The 21,731-nt window shown below is 68.6% G+C and carries 19 protein-coding genes; 9 read left to right on the top strand and 10 right to left on the bottom strand.

Going from position 1 to position 21,731, the window contains the following annotated elements; translation table 11 throughout:
• Positions 1 to 91 precede the first annotated feature (91 nt).
• The 8 genes from ACFYMU_RS00680 to dnaA form a co-directional block, all read right to left on the bottom strand.
• Positions 92 to 820: a DUF3566 domain-containing protein gene (locus ACFYMU_RS00680; RefSeq protein ID WP_388366253.1), complete on the bottom strand. Its 729-nt coding sequence runs from the start codon at positions 818 to 820 to the stop codon at positions 92 to 94.
• A gap of 18 nt (positions 821 to 838) precedes the next feature.
• Positions 839 to 3,433: a DNA gyrase subunit A gene (gene gyrA, locus ACFYMU_RS00675; RefSeq protein WP_388366251.1), complete on the bottom strand. Its 2,595-nt coding sequence runs from the start codon at positions 3,431 to 3,433 to the stop codon at positions 839 to 841.
• A 42-nt stretch (positions 3,434 to 3,475) separates the two neighbouring features.
• A complete protein-coding gene (gene gyrB / locus ACFYMU_RS00670; protein WP_388366249.1) occupies positions 3,476 to 5,560 on the bottom strand; it encodes a DNA topoisomerase (ATP-hydrolyzing) subunit B in 2,085 nt (694 codons plus the stop codon).
• Positions 5,561 to 5,922: 362 nt separating this feature from the next.
• Entirely contained in the window at positions 5,923 to 6,456 is a 534-nt protein-coding gene (locus ACFYMU_RS00665) for a DUF721 domain-containing protein (RefSeq protein ID WP_388366247.1), read from the bottom strand.
• The gene (gene recF, locus ACFYMU_RS00660) at positions 6,453 to 7,574 is read right to left on the bottom strand and encodes a DNA replication/repair protein RecF (RefSeq protein WP_388366245.1); all 1,122 of its coding nucleotides are present in this window, start codon (positions 7,572 to 7,574) and stop codon (positions 6,453 to 6,455) included. Before recF ends, ACFYMU_RS00665 begins: the two co-directional genes overlap by 4 nt.
• A gap of 52 nt (positions 7,575 to 7,626) precedes the next feature.
• A complete protein-coding gene (gene gnd, locus ACFYMU_RS00655) occupies positions 7,627 to 8,502 on the bottom strand; it encodes a phosphogluconate dehydrogenase (NAD(+)-dependent, decarboxylating) (RefSeq protein ID WP_388366243.1) in 876 nt (291 codons plus the stop codon).
• Between the two features lie 190 nt (positions 8,503 to 8,692).
• The gene (gene dnaN, locus ACFYMU_RS00650) at positions 8,693 to 9,823 is read right to left on the bottom strand and encodes a DNA polymerase III subunit beta (protein WP_388366241.1); all 1,131 of its coding nucleotides are present in this window, start codon (positions 9,821 to 9,823) and stop codon (positions 8,693 to 8,695) included.
• 892 nt (positions 9,824 to 10,715) lie between these two features.
• Positions 10,716 to 12,632: a chromosomal replication initiator protein DnaA gene (gene dnaA / locus ACFYMU_RS00645; protein ID WP_388366239.1), complete on the bottom strand. Its 1,917-nt coding sequence runs from the start codon at positions 12,630 to 12,632 to the stop codon at positions 10,716 to 10,718.
• A gap of 423 nt (positions 12,633 to 13,055) precedes the next feature.
• On the opposite strand from dnaA, the gene rpmH reads away from it, so the two are divergent.
• The 9 genes from rpmH to ACFYMU_RS00600 all read left to right on the top strand — a co-directional run bounded on the left by rpmH (position 13,056) and on the right by ACFYMU_RS00600 (position 20,121).
• Positions 13,056 to 13,193, top strand: coding sequence for a 50S ribosomal protein L34 (rpmH, locus tag ACFYMU_RS00640; RefSeq protein WP_003956500.1), 138 nt, complete (start codon positions 13,056 to 13,058; stop codon positions 13,191 to 13,193).
• Positions 13,194 to 13,211: 18 nt separating this feature from the next.
• The gene (rnpA, locus tag ACFYMU_RS00635; RefSeq protein WP_388366237.1) at positions 13,212 to 13,586 is read left to right on the top strand and encodes a ribonuclease P protein component; all 375 of its coding nucleotides are present in this window, start codon (positions 13,212 to 13,214) and stop codon (positions 13,584 to 13,586) included.
• Positions 13,583 to 13,936: a membrane protein insertion efficiency factor YidD gene (gene yidD / locus ACFYMU_RS00630; RefSeq protein ID WP_388366235.1), complete on the top strand. Its 354-nt coding sequence runs from the start codon at positions 13,583 to 13,585 to the stop codon at positions 13,934 to 13,936. Before rnpA ends, yidD begins: the two co-directional genes overlap by 4 nt.
• A gap of 3 nt (positions 13,937 to 13,939) precedes the next feature.
• The gene (yidC, locus tag ACFYMU_RS00625; RefSeq protein ID WP_388366233.1) at positions 13,940 to 15,259 is read left to right on the top strand and encodes a membrane protein insertase YidC; all 1,320 of its coding nucleotides are present in this window, start codon (positions 13,940 to 13,942) and stop codon (positions 15,257 to 15,259) included.
• Between the two features lie 15 nt (positions 15,260 to 15,274).
• Positions 15,275 to 15,787, top strand: coding sequence for a protein jag (locus ACFYMU_RS00620; protein ID WP_388366231.1), 513 nt, complete (start codon positions 15,275 to 15,277; stop codon positions 15,785 to 15,787).
• A gap of 161 nt (positions 15,788 to 15,948) precedes the next feature.
• Positions 15,949 to 16,665, top strand: coding sequence for a 16S rRNA (guanine(527)-N(7))-methyltransferase RsmG (gene rsmG / locus ACFYMU_RS00615; RefSeq protein ID WP_388366229.1), 717 nt, complete (start codon positions 15,949 to 15,951; stop codon positions 16,663 to 16,665).
• A 337-nt stretch (positions 16,666 to 17,002) separates the two neighbouring features.
• On the top strand, positions 17,003 to 18,076 hold the full coding sequence (locus tag ACFYMU_RS00610; RefSeq protein WP_388366936.1) for a ParA family protein: 1,074 nt from the start codon (positions 17,003 to 17,005) through the stop codon (positions 18,074 to 18,076).
• Positions 18,073 to 19,176, top strand: a complete 1,104-nt coding sequence (locus ACFYMU_RS00605; protein ID WP_388366227.1) for a ParB/RepB/Spo0J family partition protein — start codon at positions 18,073 to 18,075, stop codon at positions 19,174 to 19,176. Before ACFYMU_RS00610 ends, ACFYMU_RS00605 begins: the two co-directional genes overlap by 4 nt.
• A gap of 327 nt (positions 19,177 to 19,503) precedes the next feature.
• A complete protein-coding gene (locus tag ACFYMU_RS00600; RefSeq protein WP_388366225.1) occupies positions 19,504 to 20,121 on the top strand; it encodes a GNAT family N-acetyltransferase in 618 nt (205 codons plus the stop codon).
• 113 nt (positions 20,122 to 20,234) lie between these two features.
• Here ACFYMU_RS00600 and trxA read toward each other — a convergent pair whose 3' ends face one another.
• Together trxA and trxB are read right to left on the bottom strand one after the other, a co-directional pair.
• The gene (gene trxA / locus ACFYMU_RS00595; protein ID WP_030608088.1) at positions 20,235 to 20,567 is read right to left on the bottom strand and encodes a thioredoxin; all 333 of its coding nucleotides are present in this window, start codon (positions 20,565 to 20,567) and stop codon (positions 20,235 to 20,237) included.
• 42 nt (positions 20,568 to 20,609) lie between these two features.
• Positions 20,610 to 21,581 carry a thioredoxin-disulfide reductase gene (gene trxB, locus ACFYMU_RS00590; protein ID WP_388366223.1) on the bottom strand — a complete coding sequence of 324 codons (972 nt, stop codon included), beginning with the start codon at positions 21,579 to 21,581 and terminating at the stop codon, positions 20,610 to 20,612.
• Between the last annotated feature and the right edge of the window lie 150 nt (positions 21,582 to 21,731).

Below are 21,731 nucleotides of genomic sequence, written 5' to 3'. Positions count from 1 at the left end.
CCTGAAGATTAGCGCACGACGTGGGCAGTCCCAAAATCGATAACCAGGGGTCCGTCGGGGGCGCGTTGTTCGCGGACGGAGACCGCGGAGGCTACTCGTCCTCCGCCAGTGTCAGCTCGATGCCGCCGACGAAGCCCGCGGAGAGGTTGTAGATGAACGAGCCCAGCGTCGCCAGGGCGGTGGCCAGGACGACGTCGATCACCGCGATGATCGTCGAGAACATCAGCACGTGCGGCAGCGACAGGAAGGTCTGCAGGTCGAAGCCGTTCGACTCGTTGGAGCCGGTGGCCTCCGAGATCGTGCCGCCGACCGTCGAGAAGACGCCCATGGCGTCCATGACCATCCACAGCACCGCCGACGCCACGACCGTGCAGATGCCCAGCGCGATGGAGAGCAGGAAGCTGACCTTCATCACCGACCACGGGTCCGCCTTCGCCACCCTGAGGCGCGCCTTGCGGGTCCGGGGGGTGGTGCGCGCGCCGGTCCGGGGACGGCGCACACCGGCCGCCGGTGCCTGCGCCGGGTACGCCTGCGGCGGGTGGTAGGGCGTCGCGGGCTGCTGCGGATGCCGCTCCCCCGGCAGGGGAGACTCCGCCGGCACCGCGCCCGGGGCCGGCGGTACGCCAGGGGCGGCCTGCGCGGCGCCCGGAGCGGCCGGGCCCGCTCCAGCCGCGTACTGCTGGGTCTGCGGGCCTCGGGTGTCCGTCACAGTTCCCCCCTGGGATCCATGAGACTCATGGGAGCGGGTCTGGTCCGTGCCGGAGCCACGGCCGCCGTCCGTTTCCGTACCGGTCGAACCGGCGCCCGTGGCTCCGCTCACGCTGACTCACTCCTCGCGCTACTCGGCCGAGGGCGCTTCGCCCTCGTCCGTGCCGGTGGTCGCGACGCTCTCGGCGGTCTCGTCCACGGCCTCCACGCCGTCGACTTCCTCCGCCTCGCGTCCCGCCTCGGCGTTACGTGCGATACCGACGACGGCATCGCGCTTGCCCAGGTTGATCAGTTGGACGCCCATGGTGTCACGGCCCGTCTCCCTGACCTCGTTGACTCGCGTACGAATCACACCGCCGGACAGCGTGATGGCGAGGATCTCGTCGGTCTCCTCGACCACCAGCGCGCCGACGAGCGAGCCGCGGTCCTCGACGATCTTGGCGGCCTTGATGCCGAGGCCGCCGCGACCCTGGACGCGGTACTCGTCGACGGCGGTCCGCTTCGCGTACCCGCCGTCGGTGGCAGTGAACACGAACGTACCGGGTCGAACAACATTCATCGAGAGAAGCTCGTCGCCCTCGCGGAAACTCATCCCCTTGACGCCCGAGGTGGCACGGCCCATCGGGCGCAGGGACTCGTCGGTCGCGGTGAACCGGATCGACTGCGCCTTCCTGCTGATCAGGAGCAGATCGTCCGTGGGCGAAACAAGTTCGGCCCCGATCAGTTCATCGTCCGATCCGTCCTCCGTCTCGCGCAGGTTGATCGCGATGACGCCCCCGGAGCGCGGCGAATCGTAATCCTTCAGAGGCGTCTTCTTGACCAGACCGCCCTTGGTGGCGAGCACCAGGTACGGCGCGGCCTCGTAGTCGCGGATCGCCAGGATCTCGGCGATCGTCTCGTCCGGCTGGAAGGCGAGCAGGTTCGCGACGTGCTGGCCGCGCGCGTCCCGGCCGGCATCGGGCAGCTCGTAGGCCTTCGCTCGGTAGACGCGGCCCTTGTTGGTGAAGAACAGCAGCCAGTGGTGCGTCGTGGACACGAAGAAGTGGTCGACGATGTCGTCTTCCTTGAGCTTCGTGCCGCGCACGCCCTTGCCGCCGCGCTTCTGCGAACGGTAGTCGTCCGTCTTGGTGCGCTTGACGTAGCCGCCGCGCGTGATGGTGACGACGATGTCCTCTTCGGCGATCAGGTCCTCGATGGACATGTCACCGTCGAAGGGCACCAGCTTGGAGCGGCGGTCGTCGCCGAACTTCTCGACGATCGCGGTGAGTTCCTCGCTGATGATGCCGCGCTGGCGGACCGGCGAAGCGAGGATCTCGTTGTACTCGCGGATCTTCGCCTGGAGCTCGTCGTGCTCCTGGACGATCTTCTGCCGCTCCAGGGCGGCGAGGCGCCGCAGCTGCATCTCGAGGATGGCGTTGGCCTGGATCTCGTCGATCTCCAGCAGGCCCATCAGGCCCTCGCGGGCGATCTCGACCGTGTCGCTGCGCCGGATCAGCGCGATGACCTCGTCGATGGCGTCCAGGGCCTTCAGCAGACCGCGCAGGATGTGCGCGCGCTCCTCGGCCTTGCGCAGCCTGAAGCGCGTACGGCGGACGACGACCTCGATCTGGTGCGTCACCCAGTGGCGGATGAACGCGTCCAGCGACAGGGTGCGCGGCACCCCGTCCACGAGCGCCAGCATGTTGGCGCCGAAGTTCGTCTGCAGGTCGGTGTGCTTGTAGAGGTTGTTCAGGACGACCTTGGCGACCGCGTCCCGCTTGAGCACGATGACCAGCCGCTGGCCGGTGCGCGAGGACGTCTCGTCGCGGACGTCGGCGATGCCGCCGATCTTGCCGTCCTTGACCAGGTCCGCAATCTTCTGTGCCAGATTGTCCGGGTTGACCTGGTAGGGCAGCTCGGTGACCACCAGGCACTGGCGGTTCTGGATCTCCTCGACCTCGACGACCGCACGCATGGTGATCGAGCCGCGCCCGGTGCGGTAGGCCTCCTCGATGCCCTTGCGGCCCACCACCAGGGCGCCCGTCGGGAAGTCCGGGCCCTTGATCCGCTCGATGAGGGCGTCGAGCAGCTCCTCGTGCGAAGCGTCCGGGTTCTCCAGGTACCACTGGGCGCCGGCCGCCACCTCGCGCAGGTTGTGCGGCGGGATGTTGGTCGCCATGCCGACCGCGATACCGGCGGAGCCGTTGATCAGCAGGTTCGGGAAGCGGGAGGGCAGGACCGTCGGCTCCTGGGAGCGGCCGTCGTAGTTGTCCGTGAAGTCGACGGTGTCCTCGTCGATGTCGCGGACCATCTCCATGGACAGCGGCGCCATCTTGCACTCGGTGTAGCGCATGGCGGCGGCGGGGTCGTTGCCCGGGGAGCCGAAGTTGCCGTTGGAGTCCACCAGCGGCATCCGCATCGACCACGGCTGGGCCAGGCGGACCAGCGCGTCGTAGATCGAGGAGTCGCCGTGCGGGTGGTAGTTGCCCATGACGTCGCCGACGACGCGGGCGCACTTGTAGAAGCCGCGCTCGGGTCGGTAGCCGCCGTCGTACATCGCGTACAGGACGCGGCGGTGCACGGGCTTGAGCCCGTCCCGCACGTCGGGCAGCGCACGCGAGACGATGACGGACATCGCGTAGTCGAGGTACGAGCGCTGCATCTCCGTCTCGAGCCCGACGGGCTCGACACGCATCGCGAGTTCGCCGCCCTCTTCAGGGGTGACTGGGGTGTTCTCGTCGGCCATTGCTGGTGGGGATCCTTCCTGGTGCGGTCAGCTGAGACCGACTCAGATGTCGAGGAAGCGGACGTCCTTGGCGTTGCGCTGGATGAACTGGCGGCGGGCCTCGACGTCCTCGCCCATGAGGACCGAGAACAGGTCGTCGGCCTGGGCGGCGTCGTCCAGGGTGACCTGGCCGAGAACCCGGTGCTCCTGGTCCATCGTGGTCACGCGCAGCTCCTCGGCGTTCATCTCGCCGAGGCCCTTGAAGCGCTGGATCGAGTCCTCGCGGACCCGCTTGCCGCGCTGACGGCCCATCTCGATCAGCGCGTCGCGCTCGCGGTCCGAGTAGGCGTACTCGACGTCGTCCCGACCCCACTTGATCTTGTACAGCGGGGGGCGGGACAGGTACACGTGCCCGGACTCGACCAGCGGCCGCATGAAGCGGAAGAGGAAGGTCAGCAGCAGTGTGCTGATGTGCTGGCCGTCGACGTCGGCGTCCGCCATCAGGATGATCTTGTGGTAGCGGAGCTTCTCGATGTCGAAGTCCTCGTGCACACCCGTGCCGAAGGCGGAGATCAGCGCCTGGATCTCCTGGTTCTGCAGGATCTTGTCGATCCTGGCCTTCTCGACATTGAGGATCTTGCCGCGGATCGGGAGGATCGCCTGGTACTGCGGGTTGCGGCCGGACTTGGCCGAGCCGCCGGCGGAGTCACCCTCGACGATGAAGATCTCGCACTTGGTCGGGTCGTTCGACTGGCAGTCCGACAGCTTGCCCGGCAGGGACGCCGACTCCAGGAGGCCCTTGCGCCGGGTCAGGTCGCGCGCCTTGCGGGCCGCCACCCGTGCGGTGGCCGCCTGGATGCCCTTGCGGATGATGTCCGCGGCTTCCACCGGGTTGCGGTCCAGCCAGTCGTTGAGGTGCTCGTAGACCGCCCGCTGCACGAAGGTCTTCGCCTCCGTGTTGCCCAGCTTGGTCTTCGTCTGACCTTCGAACTGCGGCTCGCTCAGCTTGACCGAGATGATCGCCGTCAGCCCCTCACGGATGTCGTCACCGGTGAGGTTGTCGTCCTTCTCGCGCAGCAGCTTCTTGTCGCGCGCGTACTTGTTGATCAGGCTCGTGAGGGCCGCGCGGAAGCCCTCCTCGTGCGTACCGCCCTCGTGCGTGTGGATGATGTTGGCGAAGGAGTACACGCCCTCGCTGTAGCCGCTGTTCCACTGCATCGCGACCTCGAGGGACAGGCTCTTGTCCTTGTCCTCCGCCTCCAGGTCGATGACGGTGGCGTGGACCACGTCCCCCTTGCGGGAGTTGAGGTACTTCACGAAGTCGACGATGCCGCCCTCGTAGTGGTACGTGACGGTCTTGACCTCGTCCTTCGCGTCGGCGCCCGCCTCGTCCGCGCCGGTCACGGCCTTCGCCGACTCACGCTCGTCAGTGAGTTTGATCGTCAAACCCTTGTTGAGGAACGCCATCTCCTGGAAGCGCCGCGAGAGCGTCTCGAAGGAGTACTCGGTGGTCTCGAAGATGTCCGGATCGGCCCAGAAGGTGACGGAGGTGCCGGTCTCCTCCGTGGCCTCGTGCTGGTCCAGCGGGGCCGTCGGGACGCCCATCTTGTAGTCCTGAGTCCAGCGGTGGCCATCGGTCCTGACCTCGACCGAGACCCTGCTGGAGAGGGCGTTCACGACCGAGACGCCCACGCCGTGCAGACCGCCGGAGACCGCGTAGCCGCCGCCGCCGAACTTGCCGCCCGCGTGCAGGACCGTCAGCACGACCTCGATGGCCGGCTTGCCCTCGGAGGGGACGATGCCGACCGGGATGCCACGGCCGTTGTCGACGACCCGTACCCCGCCGTCGGCCAGGATCGTGACGTCGATGGTGTCCGCGTGCCCGGCCAGCGCCTCGTCGACGGAGTTGTCGACGACCTCGTACACGAGGTGGTGCAGGCCGCGCTCACCGGTCGAGCCGATGTACATACCGGGTCGCTTGCGGACCGCGTCCAGACCCTCGAGGACGGTGATCGCGCTGGCGTCGTACGAAGCGGTCACCTCGCCGGTCGACGAGGTGACCGCGGCGTGCACGCCGGCGTCGGTGGACGGGATGTTCTCGTTGGGGTTGCCGGAATCGGCCACGAAGCGCCCTTTCTGGCACAGCACAAGCCAGGCTCGTCGGCGGTTGCCGGAGCGGCTGCGGCATGTTGCGTTGGTAAGCCTTGATCAGCGTTGCTCAGCTTTACCCGGACGGTCCCCACGATCGGGGCGGGATTGTCTTCCAGTCTACCGGTAGCGCCGACAGTGATGGGGGTTTGCCGGTACCTGAGTCCGCATGTGCCGCCCTCAACCGGTCTCTCCCGACTCCCCATATGCGGAGCGGGGCTCCAAGAGGCTCTGAGCGGCACTCAGCGCTTCTGGCTGTCAACCCTTGGCTACTGCGGAGTCACATCGGTGTCCGCCCCCCGCGCCGGGCGTGACGGAAGGCCCGCCGGTGACCGTTCCGGGCGACACCGAGGTGAGGTACATCACCCGTAGGTGTCACCGGGTCCGGTGCTCCCCGGGGCGCGCAGGGGCCCGAAGCGCCGGGCGGGACCGCCGGGGCCGTGCACCTTGATCAGACGGACCGTCCCGTGCCCCAGGTCCTCGTTGAGGCGCGCCACCAGCTGCGGGGCGAGCAGCCGCAGCTGCGTCGCCCAGGCCGTGGAGTCGCACTGCACGGTCAGCACGCGTTCGTCCTCGTCGTACCGCTGCGGGACGCAGTGCCTGGCGAGGTCCTCGCCGACGATCTGCGGCCAGCGGCCCATCACGCCGCCCACCGCGGCCGGCGTCTCCCAGCCGCGCTCCGTGATCAGCCGGTTGATGGCCGCGCCGAGCGCCATGGGGTCGCGCCGGTCGGCGCGCGCGCCGGAACGCAGGCCGCCGCGCCGCGCCTGCTTCTTCTGCTGCGCCGCGTCCCCACGCGCGCGTGCCTGCTCCTTCGCGGCCCTCAGCGCCACACGTGCGAGGTCCACACCCGTGGGGCCGGGTGTCTTGCCGGGTGCGGGCTCGTCGGTGCTCATACGCGCTCCACGGTGCCGTCGGACACGGTGTACCGGGTCCCCGTCAGGGCGTCCGGTACGTCGTCGTCGACCGCGGCGGTCACCAGGACCTGCTCCCCGGGCGCGACCAGTTCCGCCAGGCGTTCACGACGGCGGGCGTCCAGTTCGGCGAAGACGTCGTCCAGGACGAGCACCGGTTCGTTGCCCTCCGCGCGGAGGAGGTCGTACGACGCCAGGCGCAGCGCCAGCGCGCAGGACCAGGACTCCCCGTGGGACGCGTATCCCTTGGCGGGCAGCTGGCCGAGCCTGAGCAGCAGATCGTCCCGATGGGGTCCCACCAGGGTGACACCGCGCTCGATCTCCTGCTTGCGGGCCTCGGCGAGCGCGGCCGTCAGCTGCTCGTGCAGCGCCTCGCGGGTGTGCGCCTCACCGGGCGCGGACGGCCGGTACTCCAGGACGACAGGACCACCGCCGGGCGCCAGCTGCTCGTACGCCTTGTCGGCGAGGGGCTGGATCGCGGCGATCAGGTCGAGGCGCTGGGCGAGCAGCTCGGCGCCCGCACGTGCGAGGTGCTGGTCCCACACGTCGAGGGTGGACAGATCCATGGACCGGCCGCCGTGGCGGCGGGCCAGCGCGGCCGACTTGAGGAGCGTGTTGCGCTGCTTGAGCACCCGGTCGTAGTCGGAGCGCACGCCGGCCATCCGCGGGGAGCGGGCGGTGATCAGTTCGTCGAGGAAGCGGCGCCGCTCGCCGGGGTCGCCCTTGACCAGCGCGAGGTCCTCGGGTGCGAAGAGCACCGACCGTACGATGCCGAGCACGTCGCGCGGTCTGACCTGCGAGGACCTGTTGATGCGGGCGCGGTTGGCCTTGCCGGGGTTCAGCTCCAGCTCGATCAGCTGTCGGCGCTCGCCCTGGCGGACCGCCGCCCGGATGATCGCGCGGTCGGCACCCACGCGGACGAGCGGGGCGTCGGAGGAGACACGGTGGCTGCCCAGCGTGGCCAGGTAGCCGACCGCCTCGACGAGGTTCGTCTTGCCCTGGCCGTTGGGGCCGACGAAGGTGGTGACACCCTGGTCGAGCGGGACCTCGACCCGGGCGTACGAGCGGAAGTCGGCCAGCGACAGGTGCGTGACGTGCATGGTCGTTCACCGACCTCCCCCAGGGTTGTGGACCGCCGGGCGGCCCTGTGGATCACTTCGTCTCGACGGCGTGGCCGCCGAACTGGTTGCGCAGCGCCGCGATCATCTTCATCTGCGGCGAGTCGTCCTGCCGTGACGCGAACCGCGCGAACAGCGACGCGGTGATCGCGGGCAGCGGCACCGCGTGGTCGATGGCGGCCTCCACCGTCCAGCGTCCCTCGCCGGAGTCCTCGGCGTAGCCGCGCAGCCCGTCCAGGTGCGCGTCCTCGTCGAGGGCGTCGACCGCGAGGTCGAGCAGCCAGGAGCGGATGACCGTGCCCTCCTGCCAGGAGCGGAAGACCTCGCGGACGTTGTCCACGGAGTCGACCCTCTCCAGCAGCTCCCAGCCCTCGGCGTACGCCTGCATCATCGCGTACTCGATGCCGTTGTGGACCATCTTCGAGAAGTGGCCCGCCCCCACCCTGCCCGCGTGCACCGAGCCGTAGGGGCCCTCGGGCTTGAGCGCGTCGAAGAACGGCTGCACCTTGGCGATGTGCTCGGCGTCCCCGCCGTACATCAGCGCATAGCCGTTCTGCAGGCCCCAGACGCCGCCGGAGACACCGCAGTCGACGAAGCCGATGCCCTTGGCCGCCAGCTGCCCCGCGTGCCGCTCGTCGTCCGTCCAACGGGAGTTCCCGCCGTCCACGACCACGTCACCGGGCTCCAGGAGCTCGGCCAGCTCGTCGATGGTGGCCTGGGTCGGGGCACCGGCCGGCACCATCACCCACACCACGCGCGGGCCCGCGAGCTTGTCCACCATCTCTTCGAGGCTGTGGACATCGGCGAGGTCCGGGTTGCGGTCGTATCCGACGACGGTGTGGCCCGCGCGGCGTATCCGCTCGCGCATGTTGCCGCCCATCTTGCCGAGGCCGACGAGACCGAGCTCCATCAGTGTTCCTTAGGTTGCGACGTGGCGTGGGGGCGTCTTCCTGCCCGCGTCCGAGCCTAAACCCGGACGCTCACGCACATCTGTGGGCATACACGCTCAAGCGTGTGGCCCCGACCTGTGGCTTCACCTGACGGGCCGGGTGATCGGCGGACCCGTGTCAACAGGCTCGGCAAGCGCTGTGGACAGCCGCTCAGCCGCTCAGCCGCACCGGCATGATCAGGTACTTGTAGGCCTCGTCCGCCTCGGCGTCCACCGCCGGCTTACCGCCCAGCAGCGCGGGCTTCGTGGACGTCGTGAAGGACAGCTGGGCCACCGGGGAGTCGATCGCGCTCAGGCCGTCCAGCAGGAAGGTCGGGTTGAAGGCGATCGAGATGTCGTCGCCCTCCAGCTGGGCGTCGACCCGTTCCACAGCCTGTGCATCGTCGCTGGAGCCGGCCTCCAGGATCAGCACACCCTGCTCGAAGCTGAGGCGCACCGGGGTGTTGCGCTCGGCGACCAGGGCGACGCGCTTGACGGCCTCGACGAAGGGGGCGGTCTCGATGGTGGCCACCGAGTTGAACTCCGTCGGGAAGAGCGTGCGGTACTTGGGGAGGTCGCCCTCCAGGAGGCGGGTCGTCGTCCGCCGCCCGGCGCCCTCGAAACCGATCAGGCCCTCGCCCGCACCGGATCCTGAGAGCGCGAGGATCACACTGTCGCCGCTGGTCAGCGCCTTGGCGGTGTCCAGGAGGGTCTTGGCGGGCACCAGGGCGACCGCGGACGCCTCCGGGTTCTCCGGCTTCCACAGGAACTCGCGGACCGCGAAGCGGTAGCGGTCGGTGGAGGCCAGCGTCACCGTGTCGCCCTCGATCTCGATGCGCACACCGGTGAGGACGGGCAGTGTGTCGTCGCGCCCGGCGGCGATGGCGACCTGGGCGGCGGCCGCGGCGAAGACCTCGCCGGGGACGGTGCCCGTCGCGTTCGGCATCGGGGGCAGCGAGGGGTACTCCTCCACGGGAAGGGTGTGGAGGGTGAACCGCGAGGAGCCGCAGACCACCGTCGCCCGTACACCGTCTGTGGAAATCTCCACCGGGCGGTTGGGGAGGGCACGGCAGATGTCGGCGAGGAGGCGGCCGGAGACGAGGACCGTGCCCTCCTCCTCGACCTCCGCCTCCACCGACACGCGCGCGGAGACCTCGTAGTCGAAGCTGGACAGGCTCAGCTGCCCGTCCTCGGCCTTCAGGAGCAGGCCGGCGAGCACAGGCGCCGGCGGACGGGCCGGGAGGCTGCGCGCCGCCCAGGCCACTGCCTCCGCGAGTACGTCGCGTTCCACCCGGATCTTCACGGTAAGCCGCCTCCTGCTGTTGCCGGCGTTCTCGCCCTGCTTCGCCTTCGTCGTCTGAGCGGTGTCCCGGGCCACTGGGGCGGGAAGGACACCGGGGACCAGTCTGACGCACGGCACCGACAGCAGGTGCCCGTCGAGGTCAAGTCGTGACGAGGGGCGGCCGGGCACCGGAGGGCGAGTTGTGCACAGGGCCCGCTTCGAAGCGAATTCCCCGGTCTCTCTAGTTGGGAGTAGTAGTAGGGGCTGTGGAAACCGTGGATAACCGCATAAGCCCAGGTCACGGCCGGGATTTTGTCCACGGGCCCTGTGGGCGGCGGCGGTGGACAACCCGGCGTCTCTGTGGAGAACGGAAAGTTCTGCACATCCCGTGCACAGCGTCGAGGCACTTCTCCCCAGTGCCGTCCCCAGCTTTACCCACCTTTCCCACAGGGCAATCCGGCACCTCGATGTGACGCCTTTCACTCGACACGGTGAGGAGGCACGTCACGTTGCCGAACAGTGGACAGGGATGTGGAGAAGCCGGGGATTGCTGGGGACAACCGGCTCCAACCTGTGGGTCGCCGGTGGACAACTCCGTGCACAGGGCTGTGGATCTTCTTCTCGTCCACAGTCTGTGGAGATCGTTCGTCCACGGATCCACAGGCGGCTGAGCTGCTGTGATCGATCTTCTGCCACGCGGTCTGTGGACGCGGTCTGGACAACTCCGCGGTCCCCAGGGTGTGGACGGAAGAAAGTCCCCGAATCTGTGGAGGGAGGCCGTAACCCGGCGGGCATTCGAACAGGGGACGGTCGTCGCGCGAGTCGGGGCGGGGGCGGTGGAACGGGTGAGGGCGCCCCGGGAGGTCGTCCCGGGGCGCCCTCGGCGCCCGGTGCGGCGTGGTCCGCGCGGACGTCAGCCGTTCTTGATGCGGTTCGTCAGCTCCGTCACCTGGTTGTAGATCGAGCGCCGCTCCGCCATCAGCGCGCGGATCTTGCGGTCGGCGTGCATCACGGTCGTGTGGTCGCGGCCGCCGAACTGCGCGCCGATCTTCGGCAGCGACAGGTCCGTCAGCTCACGGCACAGGTACATCGCGATCTGGCGGGCGGTCACCAGGGCACGCCCGCGTGAGGTCCCGCACAGGTCCTCGACGGTCAGCCCGAAGTAGTCGGCGGTGGCCGCCATGATGGCGGTCGCCGTGATCTCGGGTGCCGTGTCCTCACCGCCGGGGATCAGGTCCTTGAGGACGATCTCGGTCAGACCGAGGTCCACGGGCTGGCGGTTGAGCGACGCGAACGCCGTCACCCGGATCAGCGCGCCCTCCAGTTCCCGGATGTTGCGGGAGATCCGGGAGGCGATGAACTCGAGCACCTCAGGCGGCGCGTTCAGCTGCTCCTGGACGGCCTTCTTGCGCAGGATCGCGATGCGCGTCTCCAGCTCGGGCGGCTGGACGTCGGTGATCAGACCCCATTCGAAGCGGTTGCGCAGCCGGTCCTCCAGGGTGATCAGCTGCTTGGGCGGCCGGTCCGAGGACAGCACGATCTGCTTGTTGGCGTTGTGGAGCGTGTTGAAGGTGTGGAAGAACTCCTCCTGCGTCGACTCCTTCTGCGCCAGGAACTGGATGTCGTCGACGAGCAGGATGTCCATGTCGCGGTAGCGCTTGCGGAACGCGTCCGCCTTGCCGTCGCGGATGGAGTTGATGAACTCGTTGGTGAACTCCTCCGAGCTCACGTACCGCACGCGGGTGCCCGGGTAGAGGCTGCGCGCGTAGTGTCCGATCGCGTGCAGCAGGTGCGTCTTGCCGAGCCCCGACTCGCCGTAGATGAAGAGGGGGTTGTACGCCTTCGCCGGTGCCTCGGCGACGGCGACCGCCGCGGCGTGCGCGAAGCGGTTGGAGGCGCCGATGACGAACGTGTCGAAGAGGTACTTCGGATTGAGGCGCGCGGTGGGTTCACCCGGGCCCGTCGCCGGCGCGGGCTGTGCGGCCAGCGGCCCGGGAGCGCCGGTGGGCCGGCCGGTCCCGGCGCCTTCCGGCCGCCGGCCGCCGCCGGGTGGCTCGGGGAGGTCGCGGCGGTCGGGGTGCTGCTGGTCGAAGCCGGAGCGCCCGCTGTCGTACTCGGTGCGCTGGTCGTACGGCGGACGCGCCGGGGACTGCGTGCGGTAGTCCGGCGCCGGCGTCGCGTACGGGTCGCGTTCGGGGAAGCCGAGCCGCTGCTGCTGCCAGCCGTACTCGTCCTGGGAGGGGCGCGGCCAGGCGCCGGGCCCGGGGCGCTGGAACTCGCCCGGGTACGCGGGCCGGGCGGGCGGGAGTTGGTCGGCGCGGGCCGGCGGGACCTGCTCGGTGCGGGGGGCGGGGAGCTGGTCTCCGGGGGCCGTGGGGAGCGGGTCGGGGCGGCCCGCTCGGTGGTCGTCGCGGCGGTGGCGGCCGTATCCGTCGTAACCGCCGTGGCCGCCGCGGCCGTTGCGGCCGTCGTAGGTGTCGTGACCCTGCGGGGAGGGGAGCTCGGGCTCCTCGTAGCGCGACTGGGCGGGGGCGGCCGGGGCCGGGGACTCGCCGACGGAGTCGTCGACGGTGATCGCGATGCGGATGGGGCGACCGCACTCGCGGCTCAGCGTGTCGCTGACGACCGGCGCGAGCCTGCCCTCGAGGACGCCCTTCGCGAATTCGTTCGGTACAGCGAGCAGGGCGGTGTCGGCGACCAGGGCCAGCGGCTGGCAGCGCCTGATCCAGTGCTCGTCCTTCGCCTCGACGCCAGGTCCGCGCCCTTCACCGAGAAGCTGCTCGAGTACTCGTGGCCACACTGCGGCAAGATCGGCAGGTACGTCAGCCACAGGGCACGCTCTCTCACGGGTCCCACGAACGTGTGGTCGCGGGACGGGTCGGGGTGTCGGTCGGACGGGTCGGCCGGAACGAATCAGCCGGTGCGGGGACAAGGGAACGAATCGGAGTCCAGCCACGGTAGTCAGCGCGACGGGTACGGTTCAAGTTGTTGTCCCCAGCCTGTGGACAAGTGTCTCTCCCGGGTCGCTGGTTTGACCGGATGCCGCAGCCCCGCGTACCGTAACCAGGTCGAGTTGTCGATGGCTGCTGCCGCCTGCCTCCGATGGGCACAGATCACGCACCAGTGCCCCGACCAGGGCACATTTCGGTGATCGGGAAGCGGTGCACTCGGGCGTAATGCGAGCTACTCGTGGGCGCACGGTGACAGCCAGGCGACACCCCGCCACCCACCGAGTCATTACTGGAGCCCCCGAGTGAGCAAGCGCACCTTCCAGCCGAACAACCGTCGTCGCGCCAAGACCCACGGCTTCCGGCTGCGTATGCGCACCCGTGCCGGCCGCGCCATCCTGGCGTCCCGCCGCAGCAAGGGTCGCGCCCGTCTGTCCGCCTGATCGCATACAGGTCATGACGTGCTGCCTACCGAGCATCGGCTGAGGCGGCGCGAGGACTTCGCGACCGCGGTACGCCGAGGACGTCGGGCCGGACGCCCGCTTCTCGTCGTCCACCTTCGTAGCGGTGCCACGGACCCGCACGCGCCTGGGGAGAGCGCTCCCCCGACGCGTGCGGGTTTCGTCGTGAGCAAGGCGGTGGGCGGAGCGGTCATACGCAACAAGGTGAAGCGCCGGCTTCGCCATCTGATGCGTGACCGAGTGCCCGACCTGCCCCCCGGTAGCCTGGTAGTCGTACGAGCGCTGCCCGGTGCGGGTGACGCCGACCATGCACAGCTGGCCCGAGACCTGGATGCCGCCCTTCAACGGCTGCTGGGAGGAGGGGGCGCGCGATGAAGTACCCGCTGCTGGTTCTGATCAAGCTGTACCAGTGGACGATCAGTCCACTGCTCGGACCGGTCTGCAAGTACTACCCCTCGTGTTCTCACTACGGCTACACGGCCATAGACCGACACGGTGCGGTCAAGGGGACGGCACTCACCGCGTGGCGCATCCTGCGGTGCAATCCGTGGTCGCTCGGCGGTGTGGACCATGTCCCGCCGCGCAAGCGTCCGCGGTGGCACGAGATACTGCGCAACGCCTGGCGTGCACGCAAGGGCGGGCACTCCGCCGCCGAACCGGCCATCGAGGGGGACCTCCCGTCGAGCCGGGCCGCAGAGACCTCGTCCCATGCCCAAGGAGCATGATTAGTGGACACGATTGCCAGCCTCTTCAGCTTCATCACGACACCCGTCTCCTGGGTCATCGTCCAGTTTCACACGGTGTACGGCGGGATCTTCGGCGCCGACACGGGCTGGGCCTGGGGCCTGTCCATCGTGTCCCTGGTGATTTTGATCCGGATCTGCCTGATCCCGCTCTTCGTGAAGCAGATCAAGGCGACCCGGGCCATGCAGACGCTCCAGCCCGAGATGAAGAAGATCCAGGAGCGCTACAAGACCGACAAGCAGCGTCAGTCCGAAGAGATGATGAAGCTGTACAAGGAGACGGGCACCAACCCGCTCTCCTCGTGCCTTCCCATCCTGGCGCAGTCCCCGTTCTTCTTCGCCCTGTACCACGTGCTCAACGGCATCGCGTCGGGCAAGACCATCGGCGTCATCGACGACAAGCTGCTCGCCAGCGCCCAGAAGGCCCATATCTTCGGCGCCCCGCTGGCCTCGAAGTTCATGGACAGCGCGTCGAAGGTGGAGGCGCTGGGCGCCTCTCTCACGGACGTTCGCGTGGTCACCGCGCTCATGATCGTTCTGATGTCGCTGTCGCAGTTCTACACGCAGCGCCAGCTGATGACGAAGAACGTCGACACGACGGTGAAGACGCCGTTCATGCAGCAGCAGAAGATGCTGATGTACGTCTTCCCCATCATGTTCGCCGTCTTCGGCATCAACTTCCCGGTCGGTGTCCTCGTCTACTGGCTGACCACCAACGTGTGGACCATGGGCCAGCAGATGTACGTGATCCACAACAACCCGACCCCGGGTTCCAAGGCTCAGGCCGCCTACCTGGAGCGCCTGCACAAGCACGTCACGCACCACGGTGAGACCCGCAACCGGCGTGAGCGGGCCATCGTCAAGGCGATCGTCGTCAAGGGCCGCGACCGCAACGAGTTCGAGCGCAAGTTCATCAACGGTCTGAACAAGGAGGGCCTCGCGGCCCAGCCCGACGGCACCGTGGTGAAGAGCGAGGCCGCGGCCGTCGCCACTGTCGAGGACGGAGCGCCGATCACGGGCGCCCCCAGGCGGCAGCAGCCCAAGCGGCAGAGCAAGGCGCAGCGCCAGACCGGCAGTACCAAGCCGGCGGATGGTCCCGAAGCGAAGTCCTCTTCGTCTCCGTCGCTGAGCAAGTCCGACGAGCCGCAGGACACCGAACCCCAGGACGCCGAGGCACAGGACACCAAGCCCGCCGGTACCGCCAAGAAGTCGGGCGCCCAGCCTGGTGGCTCCGGTACCCGCAGCAGGGCCCAGTCCGGCCAGCGCAAGGGTCCGCAGCGGCCCAAGTCCCCGTCCAAGAAGTAAGAAGGAGTCCATCCCGTGACGGAAGGCACCACGTCCGCCGCTGCCGAGGGCGCAGACACCCTGACCCGCCTGGAGCAGGAGGGCGAGATCGCGGCGGACTACCTCGAAGGTCTGCTGGACATCGCCGACCTGGACGGCGACATCGACATGGATGTCGAGGCCGACCGCGCCTCCGTGTCGATCATCAGCGACACGGGCGGCCGCGACCTGCAGAAGCTGGTCGGCCGTGACGGCGAGGTGCTGGAGGCGCTCCAGGAGCTGACGCGTCTGGCCGTGCACCGGGAGACCGGCGACCGCAGCCGGCTGATGCTGGACATCGGGGGCTACCGCGCCAAGAAGCGTGCCGAGCTCTCGGAGCTGGGTGCCAAGGCGGCGGCCGAGGTCAAGAGCAGCGGCGAGCCCGTCAAGCTCAAGCCGATGACGCCGTTCGAGCGCAAGGTGGTGCACGACGCGGTCAAGGCCGCGGGACTGCGCAGCGAGTCGGAGGGCGAGGAGCCGCAGCGCTTCGTCGTCGTGCTGCCCGCCTGATTCGGTCCGCACGTTCTTCCGGCCCCGTCTGTTGCGCAGGCGGGGCCGAACTTTGTCAGCCTGGTAGTCCCTCACGGCTGCGGTTCCGGCAGCCGATGGTTCCCTGATAGTCCTGGCAAGGGTGCGCCGAGTGCTCCCTGCCGTACGGAAGGACGGTCCCCGTGACGGAGGCAGCAGAGCTTCCCCCCGCGCCCGAGCAGGCCCGCGATGTCTTCGGCGAGCGGTTCGCGGACGCGGTCCGCTACGCGGAACTGCTCGCTGAGGCGGGTGTGCAGCGCGGCCTGATCGGCCCGCGGGAAGTGCCCCGGCTGTGGGAGCGGCATCTGCTGAACTGTGCGGTGCTCTCGGAGGTCGTGCCCGAGGGAGTGACGGTGTGCGACGTCGGCTCCGGTGCCGGACTGCCCGGCATCCCGCTCGCCCTGGTCCGTGACGACCTGAAGATCACGCTGCTCGAGCCGCTGCTGCGGCGCACCAATTTCCTCACCGAGGTCGTCGAGCTGCTGGGTCTTGATCATGTCACCGTCGTCCGTGGCCGCGCCGAGGAGGTCATGGGCAGGATTCCACCGGTCCACGTCGTGACCGCACGCGCTGTGGCCCCGCTGGACCGTCTGGCGGCCTGGGGGATTCCACTGCTCCGCCCGTACGGGGAGATGTTGGCGCTCAAGGGGGACACCGCGGAGGAGGAGCTGAAGAGCGCGTCCAGTGCCCTCAGCAAGCTCGGTGCCGTGCAGACGTCCATTCTGCACGTCGGTGAGGGGATCGTGGATCCGCCGTCGACCGTGGTGCGCGTGGAGGTCGGGGAGAGCCCGGGCGGTGTACGTTTCGCGGCCAAGCGGGCGAAGGCGGCCCGGACGGGACGAGTGCGTCGACGTCGGTGAGAGCGCCCCGTCGACGCCACCGGTCCCATGGTCGACCGGTTCGTCCTGACGGCCAGTCGTACTCCACACAAGCTGCCAAACCTACGCATCTCGGAGTGTCGCGGAGGCTCGGCCGCGGCTGCTGTGCATCGTGTTTCACGTGAAACGTCGCTCACTGTTGCACGGCATCATCAGTCGCGGCCGAGCTGCGGCCGAACCCCGCGACCGCAAGCCCCTCGGATCCCTCGGAGACCCGTCTACGCGAAGCGCCCTGTCCCCCGTGGAGGGTACGGAGTTGTCCACAGAGGTGGATTTCTCCACAGAAGGCCAGACCTCACTGGTTCACGACCCCGAAGACATGGGAGGCTCTGTTCATTGCGAGCCTGAAGTCGAGGAGAGTGAATCCTTGCGGTCCGACGCCAACATCGCGGGACCGATGACCGATCCGGTCCCCGGTCCCCGTACCGAGTCGATGGGGGAGGATGTTTCACGTGAAACACCGCCCCCGATGGACGACACTCCCATCGGTCGTGCTGCCCAACTTGCGGTGGAGGCACTGGGGCGCGCCGGCGAGGGCCTGCCACGACCCGAGCAGACCCGGGTCATGGTGGTTGCCAACCAGAAGGGCGGGGTGGGTAAGACCACGACAACGGTCAATCTCGCAGCGTCCCTTGCCCTGCACGGTGCACGCGTCCTCGTGGTCGACCTCGACCCTCAGGGCAATGCCTCCACAGCGCTGGGGATCGACCACCACGCTGAAGTTCCCTCCATCTACGACGTATTGGTGGAGAGCAAGCCCCTCGCGGAGGTCGTCCAGCCGGTCCCGGACGTGGAGGGTCTCTTCTGCGCCCCGGCCACGATCGATCTCGCCGGTGCGGAGATCGAGCTGGTGTCTCTGGTGGCGCGCGAGAGCCGACTGCAGAGGGCGATCCAGGCCTATGAGCAGCCGCTGGACTACATCCTCATCGACTGCCCGCCCTCGCTCGGTCTGCTGACGGTCAATGCGCTGGTCGCCGGGCAGGAGGTCCTCATCCCGATCCAGTGCGAGTACTACGCACTGGAGGGCCTGGGTCAGCTGCTGCGCAATGTCGACCTGGTGCGGGGACATCTCAACCCCACCCTGCATGTGTCGACCATCCTGCTCACCATGTACGACGGCCGGACGCGCCTGGCGTCCCAGGTCGCGGAAGAGGTGCGCAACCACTTCGGCGACGAGGTGCTGAGGACCAGCATTCCCCGCTCGGTCCGCATCTCCGAGGCGCCGAGTTATGGACAGACCGTGCTGACGTACGATCCGGGGTCGAGCGGCGCTCTCTCCTATCTTGAGGCGGCACGAGAAATTGCGCTGAAGGGCGTGGACGTACGGTACGACGTGCAGCATGCCCATATCGGCGCCCAGACGGAACAGAGCATGGTGGAGGGGATCCAGTGAGCGAGCGACGGAGGGGGTTGGGCCGCGGTCTCGGGGCACTGATCCCTGCTGCTCCGACGGGGGAGAAAGCACCCGGCCCGACGGTGGTGGGTGGCGGTACGCCTGTGTCACCGGCGACGGTGCCCGTACTGACGGCGGACCGGGGAGTGGCGGCCGCGAAGGTGGCCACGCTTCCACCCGTTTCACGTGAAACGGAGGAGCCGGCAGCGAGCGACCCCACGGAGACCTCGGCTTCCCCGTTCGGTGCCCACTTCGCCGAGTTGCCCCTCGACTCCATCACTCCCAATCCACGGCAGCCCCGTGAGGTGTTCGATGAGGACGCCCTCGCGGAGTTGATCACCTCCATCAAGGAGGTGGGGCTCCTCCAGCCCATCGTGGTACGGCAGGTGGGCCCGGCGCGCTACGAGCTGATCATGGGTGAGCGGCGTTGGCGGGCCTGCCGTGAGGCCGGCCTGGAAGCCATCCCTGCGATCGTGCGGGCCACGGACGACGAGAAGCTGCTCCTGGACGCCCTCCTGGAGAACCTGCACCGGGCCCAGCTGAACCCGCTGGAAGAGGCCGCCGCCTACGACCAGCTCCTCAAGGACTTCAACTGCACCCACGACCAGCTGGCCGACCGCATCGGCCGGTCCCGCCCACAGGTCTCCAACACGCTGCGTTTGCTGAAACTGTCGCCTGCGGTGCAGCGTCGGGTGGCCGCCGGAGTGCTCTCCGCGGGCCACGCCCGAGCTCTGCTGTCCGTCGAGGACTCGGAGGAGCAGGACCGGCTGGCTCACCGCATCGTGGCCGAGGGGCTGTCCGTGCGAGCCGTCGAGGAGATCGTGACTCTGATGGGGTCACGGCCGCAGAGTGCTCCGCGGTCCAAGGGGCCTCGCGCCGGTACGCGGGTGTCGCCCGCGCTCAGTGAACTGGCGACCCGGCTTTCGGACCGCTTCGAGACCCGGGTGAAGGTCGACCTCGGGCAGAAGAAGGGAAAGATCACCGTCGAGTTCGCCTCGATGGAAGATCTTGAACGGATCCTCGGCACGCTCGCCCCCGGCGAGGGACCGGTCCTCCAGACCAGCCTCCTGGACCCCGACCACGAGGAGTCGGAGGACTGATTCGACCCATGGGCCGACGTCCGCGATCGTCCGGCCCCAGGAGCGGGCTGTGTCCGGTGTGTACCGGAACACGGCCTGCTCTTTGCTTTCAGGCGGTATCGATGGAATCGCATCATGGATACGATGCGAACGGGTATGGCGCATCCACCTGGCGGCACCTTCAGCGGGGAGGCGGTGGGCCTTGCGGACCATGAGCCGCACCGGACTGATGACCGCGGGCCTGGGTCTGGGGGCGGTCGGCGGGTTCGTCGGCAGCCTGCTCAGGGAGCGGAGCGCTCTGACAGCCGCCCGCGGCGCCGCGGGCGAAGGAAGCGAGGAACTCCTTTCATGGGGCGTCGGCTCGTACCGCTCACGCTGGACAACCTTCCCGACCTTCCGAAACGCTGCCGCGGGTGTGTCTTCTGGGAACTGGACCCCGTCAGCGGTGAGGCCGCGGTAAAGGCCGGCACGGCCGTGCTGGAGAAGGAGGCATGGATCTCCGCCGTCCTGCTGGACTGGGGATCCTGCGGCCGAGTGGTCTACGTCGACGAGGTGCCGGTGGGCTTCGTGCTCTACGCCCCACCCGCCTATGTGCCGCGCTCCTCGGCTTTTCCCACGAGCCCGCTGTCACCGGATGCCGTGCAGCTGATCACGGCCTTCATCATGCCGGGCTATCAGGGTCAGGGGCTCGGCCGTGTGATGGTCCAGACGGTCGCCAAGGATCTTCTTCGCCGCAGCTTCAAGGCGATCGAGGCTTTCGGTGATGCCCGCTGGCAGGAGCCGGCCTGCCTCCTGCCCGCGGAGCATCTGCTGGCCGTCGGCTTCAAGACCGTACGACCGCACCCCACCTACCCCCGGCTGAGGCTGGAGTTGCGTTCGACACTCTCCTGGAAGGAAGACGTCGAACTGGCTCTGGACCGCCTTCTGGGAGCCGTGCAGAAGGAACCGGCGCTTCGGCCGCTGTGAGCCTGGCCGCTTCGTTCTCATCGGCTCCGGTCACGCGAATGGGCCGACCCTGACGGGTCGGCCCATTCGGGTTTCACGTGAAACATCGCCGCGTCGGTTCAGCGGCGCCCGCACTACTCGGTGATGAAGTCCTCGAGGTCGCGGACGATCGCGGCCTTCGGCTTGGCACCGACGATCGTCTTCGCGACTTCGCCGCCCTGGTAGACGTTCAGGGTCGGGATCGACATGACGCCGTACTTGGCGGCCGTGCCGGGGTTCTCGTCGATGTTGAGCTTGACGACCTCGATCTTGTCGCCGTACTCGGCGGCGATGGCCTCGAGCGACGGGGCGATCTGGCGGCAGGGACCGCACCAGGCGGCCCAGAAGTCCACCAGGACAGGCTTGTCGCTCTTGAGGACGTCCTGCTCGAAGGAGTCGTCGGTCACGTTCTTCAGGGTGCCGGCCACGGCGGGCTCCTTAACTCGGTGATGCGGCTGTGCGTACGGGGGTCAGACGGTGGTCTTCTCGGGCTCGGCCTGCTGCTCGCTGTCCGCGAGGGCGGCCAGGAAGCGTTCGGCGTCGAGAGCGGCGGAGCAGCCGGTGCCGGCCGCGGTGATCGCCTGGCGGTAGGTGTGGTCGACGACGTCGCCGGCACCGAAGACACCGGCGAGGTTGGTCCGGGTGGAGGGCGCGTCGACCTTCAGGTAGCCCTCCTCGTCGAGGTCGAGCTGGCCCTTGAAGAGCTCGGTGCGCGGGTCGTGTCCGATCGCGATGAACAGACCCGTCACCGGGAGCTCGCTGAGCTCGCCGGTCTTCAGGTTGCGCAGCGTCAGACCCTCCAGCTTGGGATCGCCCTTGATCTCGGCGACCTCGCTGTCCCAGACGAACCGGATCTTCGGGTCGGCGAAGGCACGATCCTGCATGGCCTTGGACGCGCGCAGGGTGTCACGGCGGTGGACCACGGTGACGGACTTGGCGAAGCGCGAGAGGAAGGTGGCCTCCTCCATCGCGGTGTCGCCGCCACCGACCACGGCGATGTCCTGGTCCTTGAAGAAGAAGCCGTCACAGGTCGCGCACCACGAGACTCCGCGTCCGGACAGGGCGTCCTCGTTCGGCAGAGCCAGCTTGCGGTGCTGGGATCCGGTGGTGACGATGACGGCCTTCGCCTTGTGGACCGTGCCGGCGGTGTCCGTGACGGTCTTGATCTCACCCGTGAGGTCGACGGCGACGACGTCGTCCGGAACCAGCTCCGCGCCGAACCGCTCGGCCTGCGCGCGCATGTTGTCCATGAGCTCGGGGCCCATGATGCCGTCCTGGAAGCCCGGGAAGTTCTCCACCTCGGTGGTGTTCATCAGCGCACCGCCCGCAGTGACGGCGCCCTCGAAAACGAGCGGCTTCAGCGACGCGCGCGCGGTGTAGAGCGCCGCCGTGTAGCCGGCGGGCCCGGAGCCGATGATGATCACGTTACGGACGTCGCTCACGGCTTCATTCCTCGTCTCTGGAGACTGCTGCTGCTACTGCCGGTGGGAGCCTCTCCCATTACTCTCACCCACCCAACGGATCCTAAGGGGCCCGCATTCCCAGTGTGTCCGGGCACACGGAGACACGGCACCGCACACAGATGCCAAGGG

It is taken from the genome of Streptomyces sp. NPDC007264, assembly GCF_042869095.1.
In the GTDB taxonomy this organism is placed as follows: domain Bacteria; phylum Actinomycetota; class Actinomycetes; order Streptomycetales; family Streptomycetaceae; genus Streptomyces.
This window is presented reverse-complemented; position numbering and strand designations above follow the sequence as displayed.

Coding starts and splice junctions, on each gene's coding strand:
- gyrA (WP_388366251.1), bottom strand. CDS start 3,433: ATGGCCGACGAGAACACCCCAGTCACCCCTGAAGAGGGCGGCGAACTC.
- ACFYMU_RS00665 (WP_388366247.1), bottom strand. CDS start 6,456: ATGAGCACCGACGAGCCCGCACCCGGCAAGACACCCGGCCCCACGGGT.
- recF (WP_388366245.1), bottom strand. CDS start 7,574: ATGCACGTCACGCACCTGTCGCTGGCCGACTTCCGCTCGTACGCCCGG.
- gnd (WP_388366243.1), bottom strand. CDS start 8,502: ATGGAGCTCGGTCTCGTCGGCCTCGGCAAGATGGGCGGCAACATGCGC.
- yidD (WP_388366235.1), top strand. CDS start 13,583: ATGAAGTACCCGCTGCTGGTTCTGATCAAGCTGTACCAGTGGACGATC.
- ACFYMU_RS00610 (WP_388366936.1), top strand. CDS start 17,003: ATGGGAGGCTCTGTTCATTGCGAGCCTGAAGTCGAGGAGAGTGAATCC.
- ACFYMU_RS00600 (WP_388366225.1), top strand. CDS start 19,504: ATGGGGCGTCGGCTCGTACCGCTCACGCTGGACAACCTTCCCGACCTT.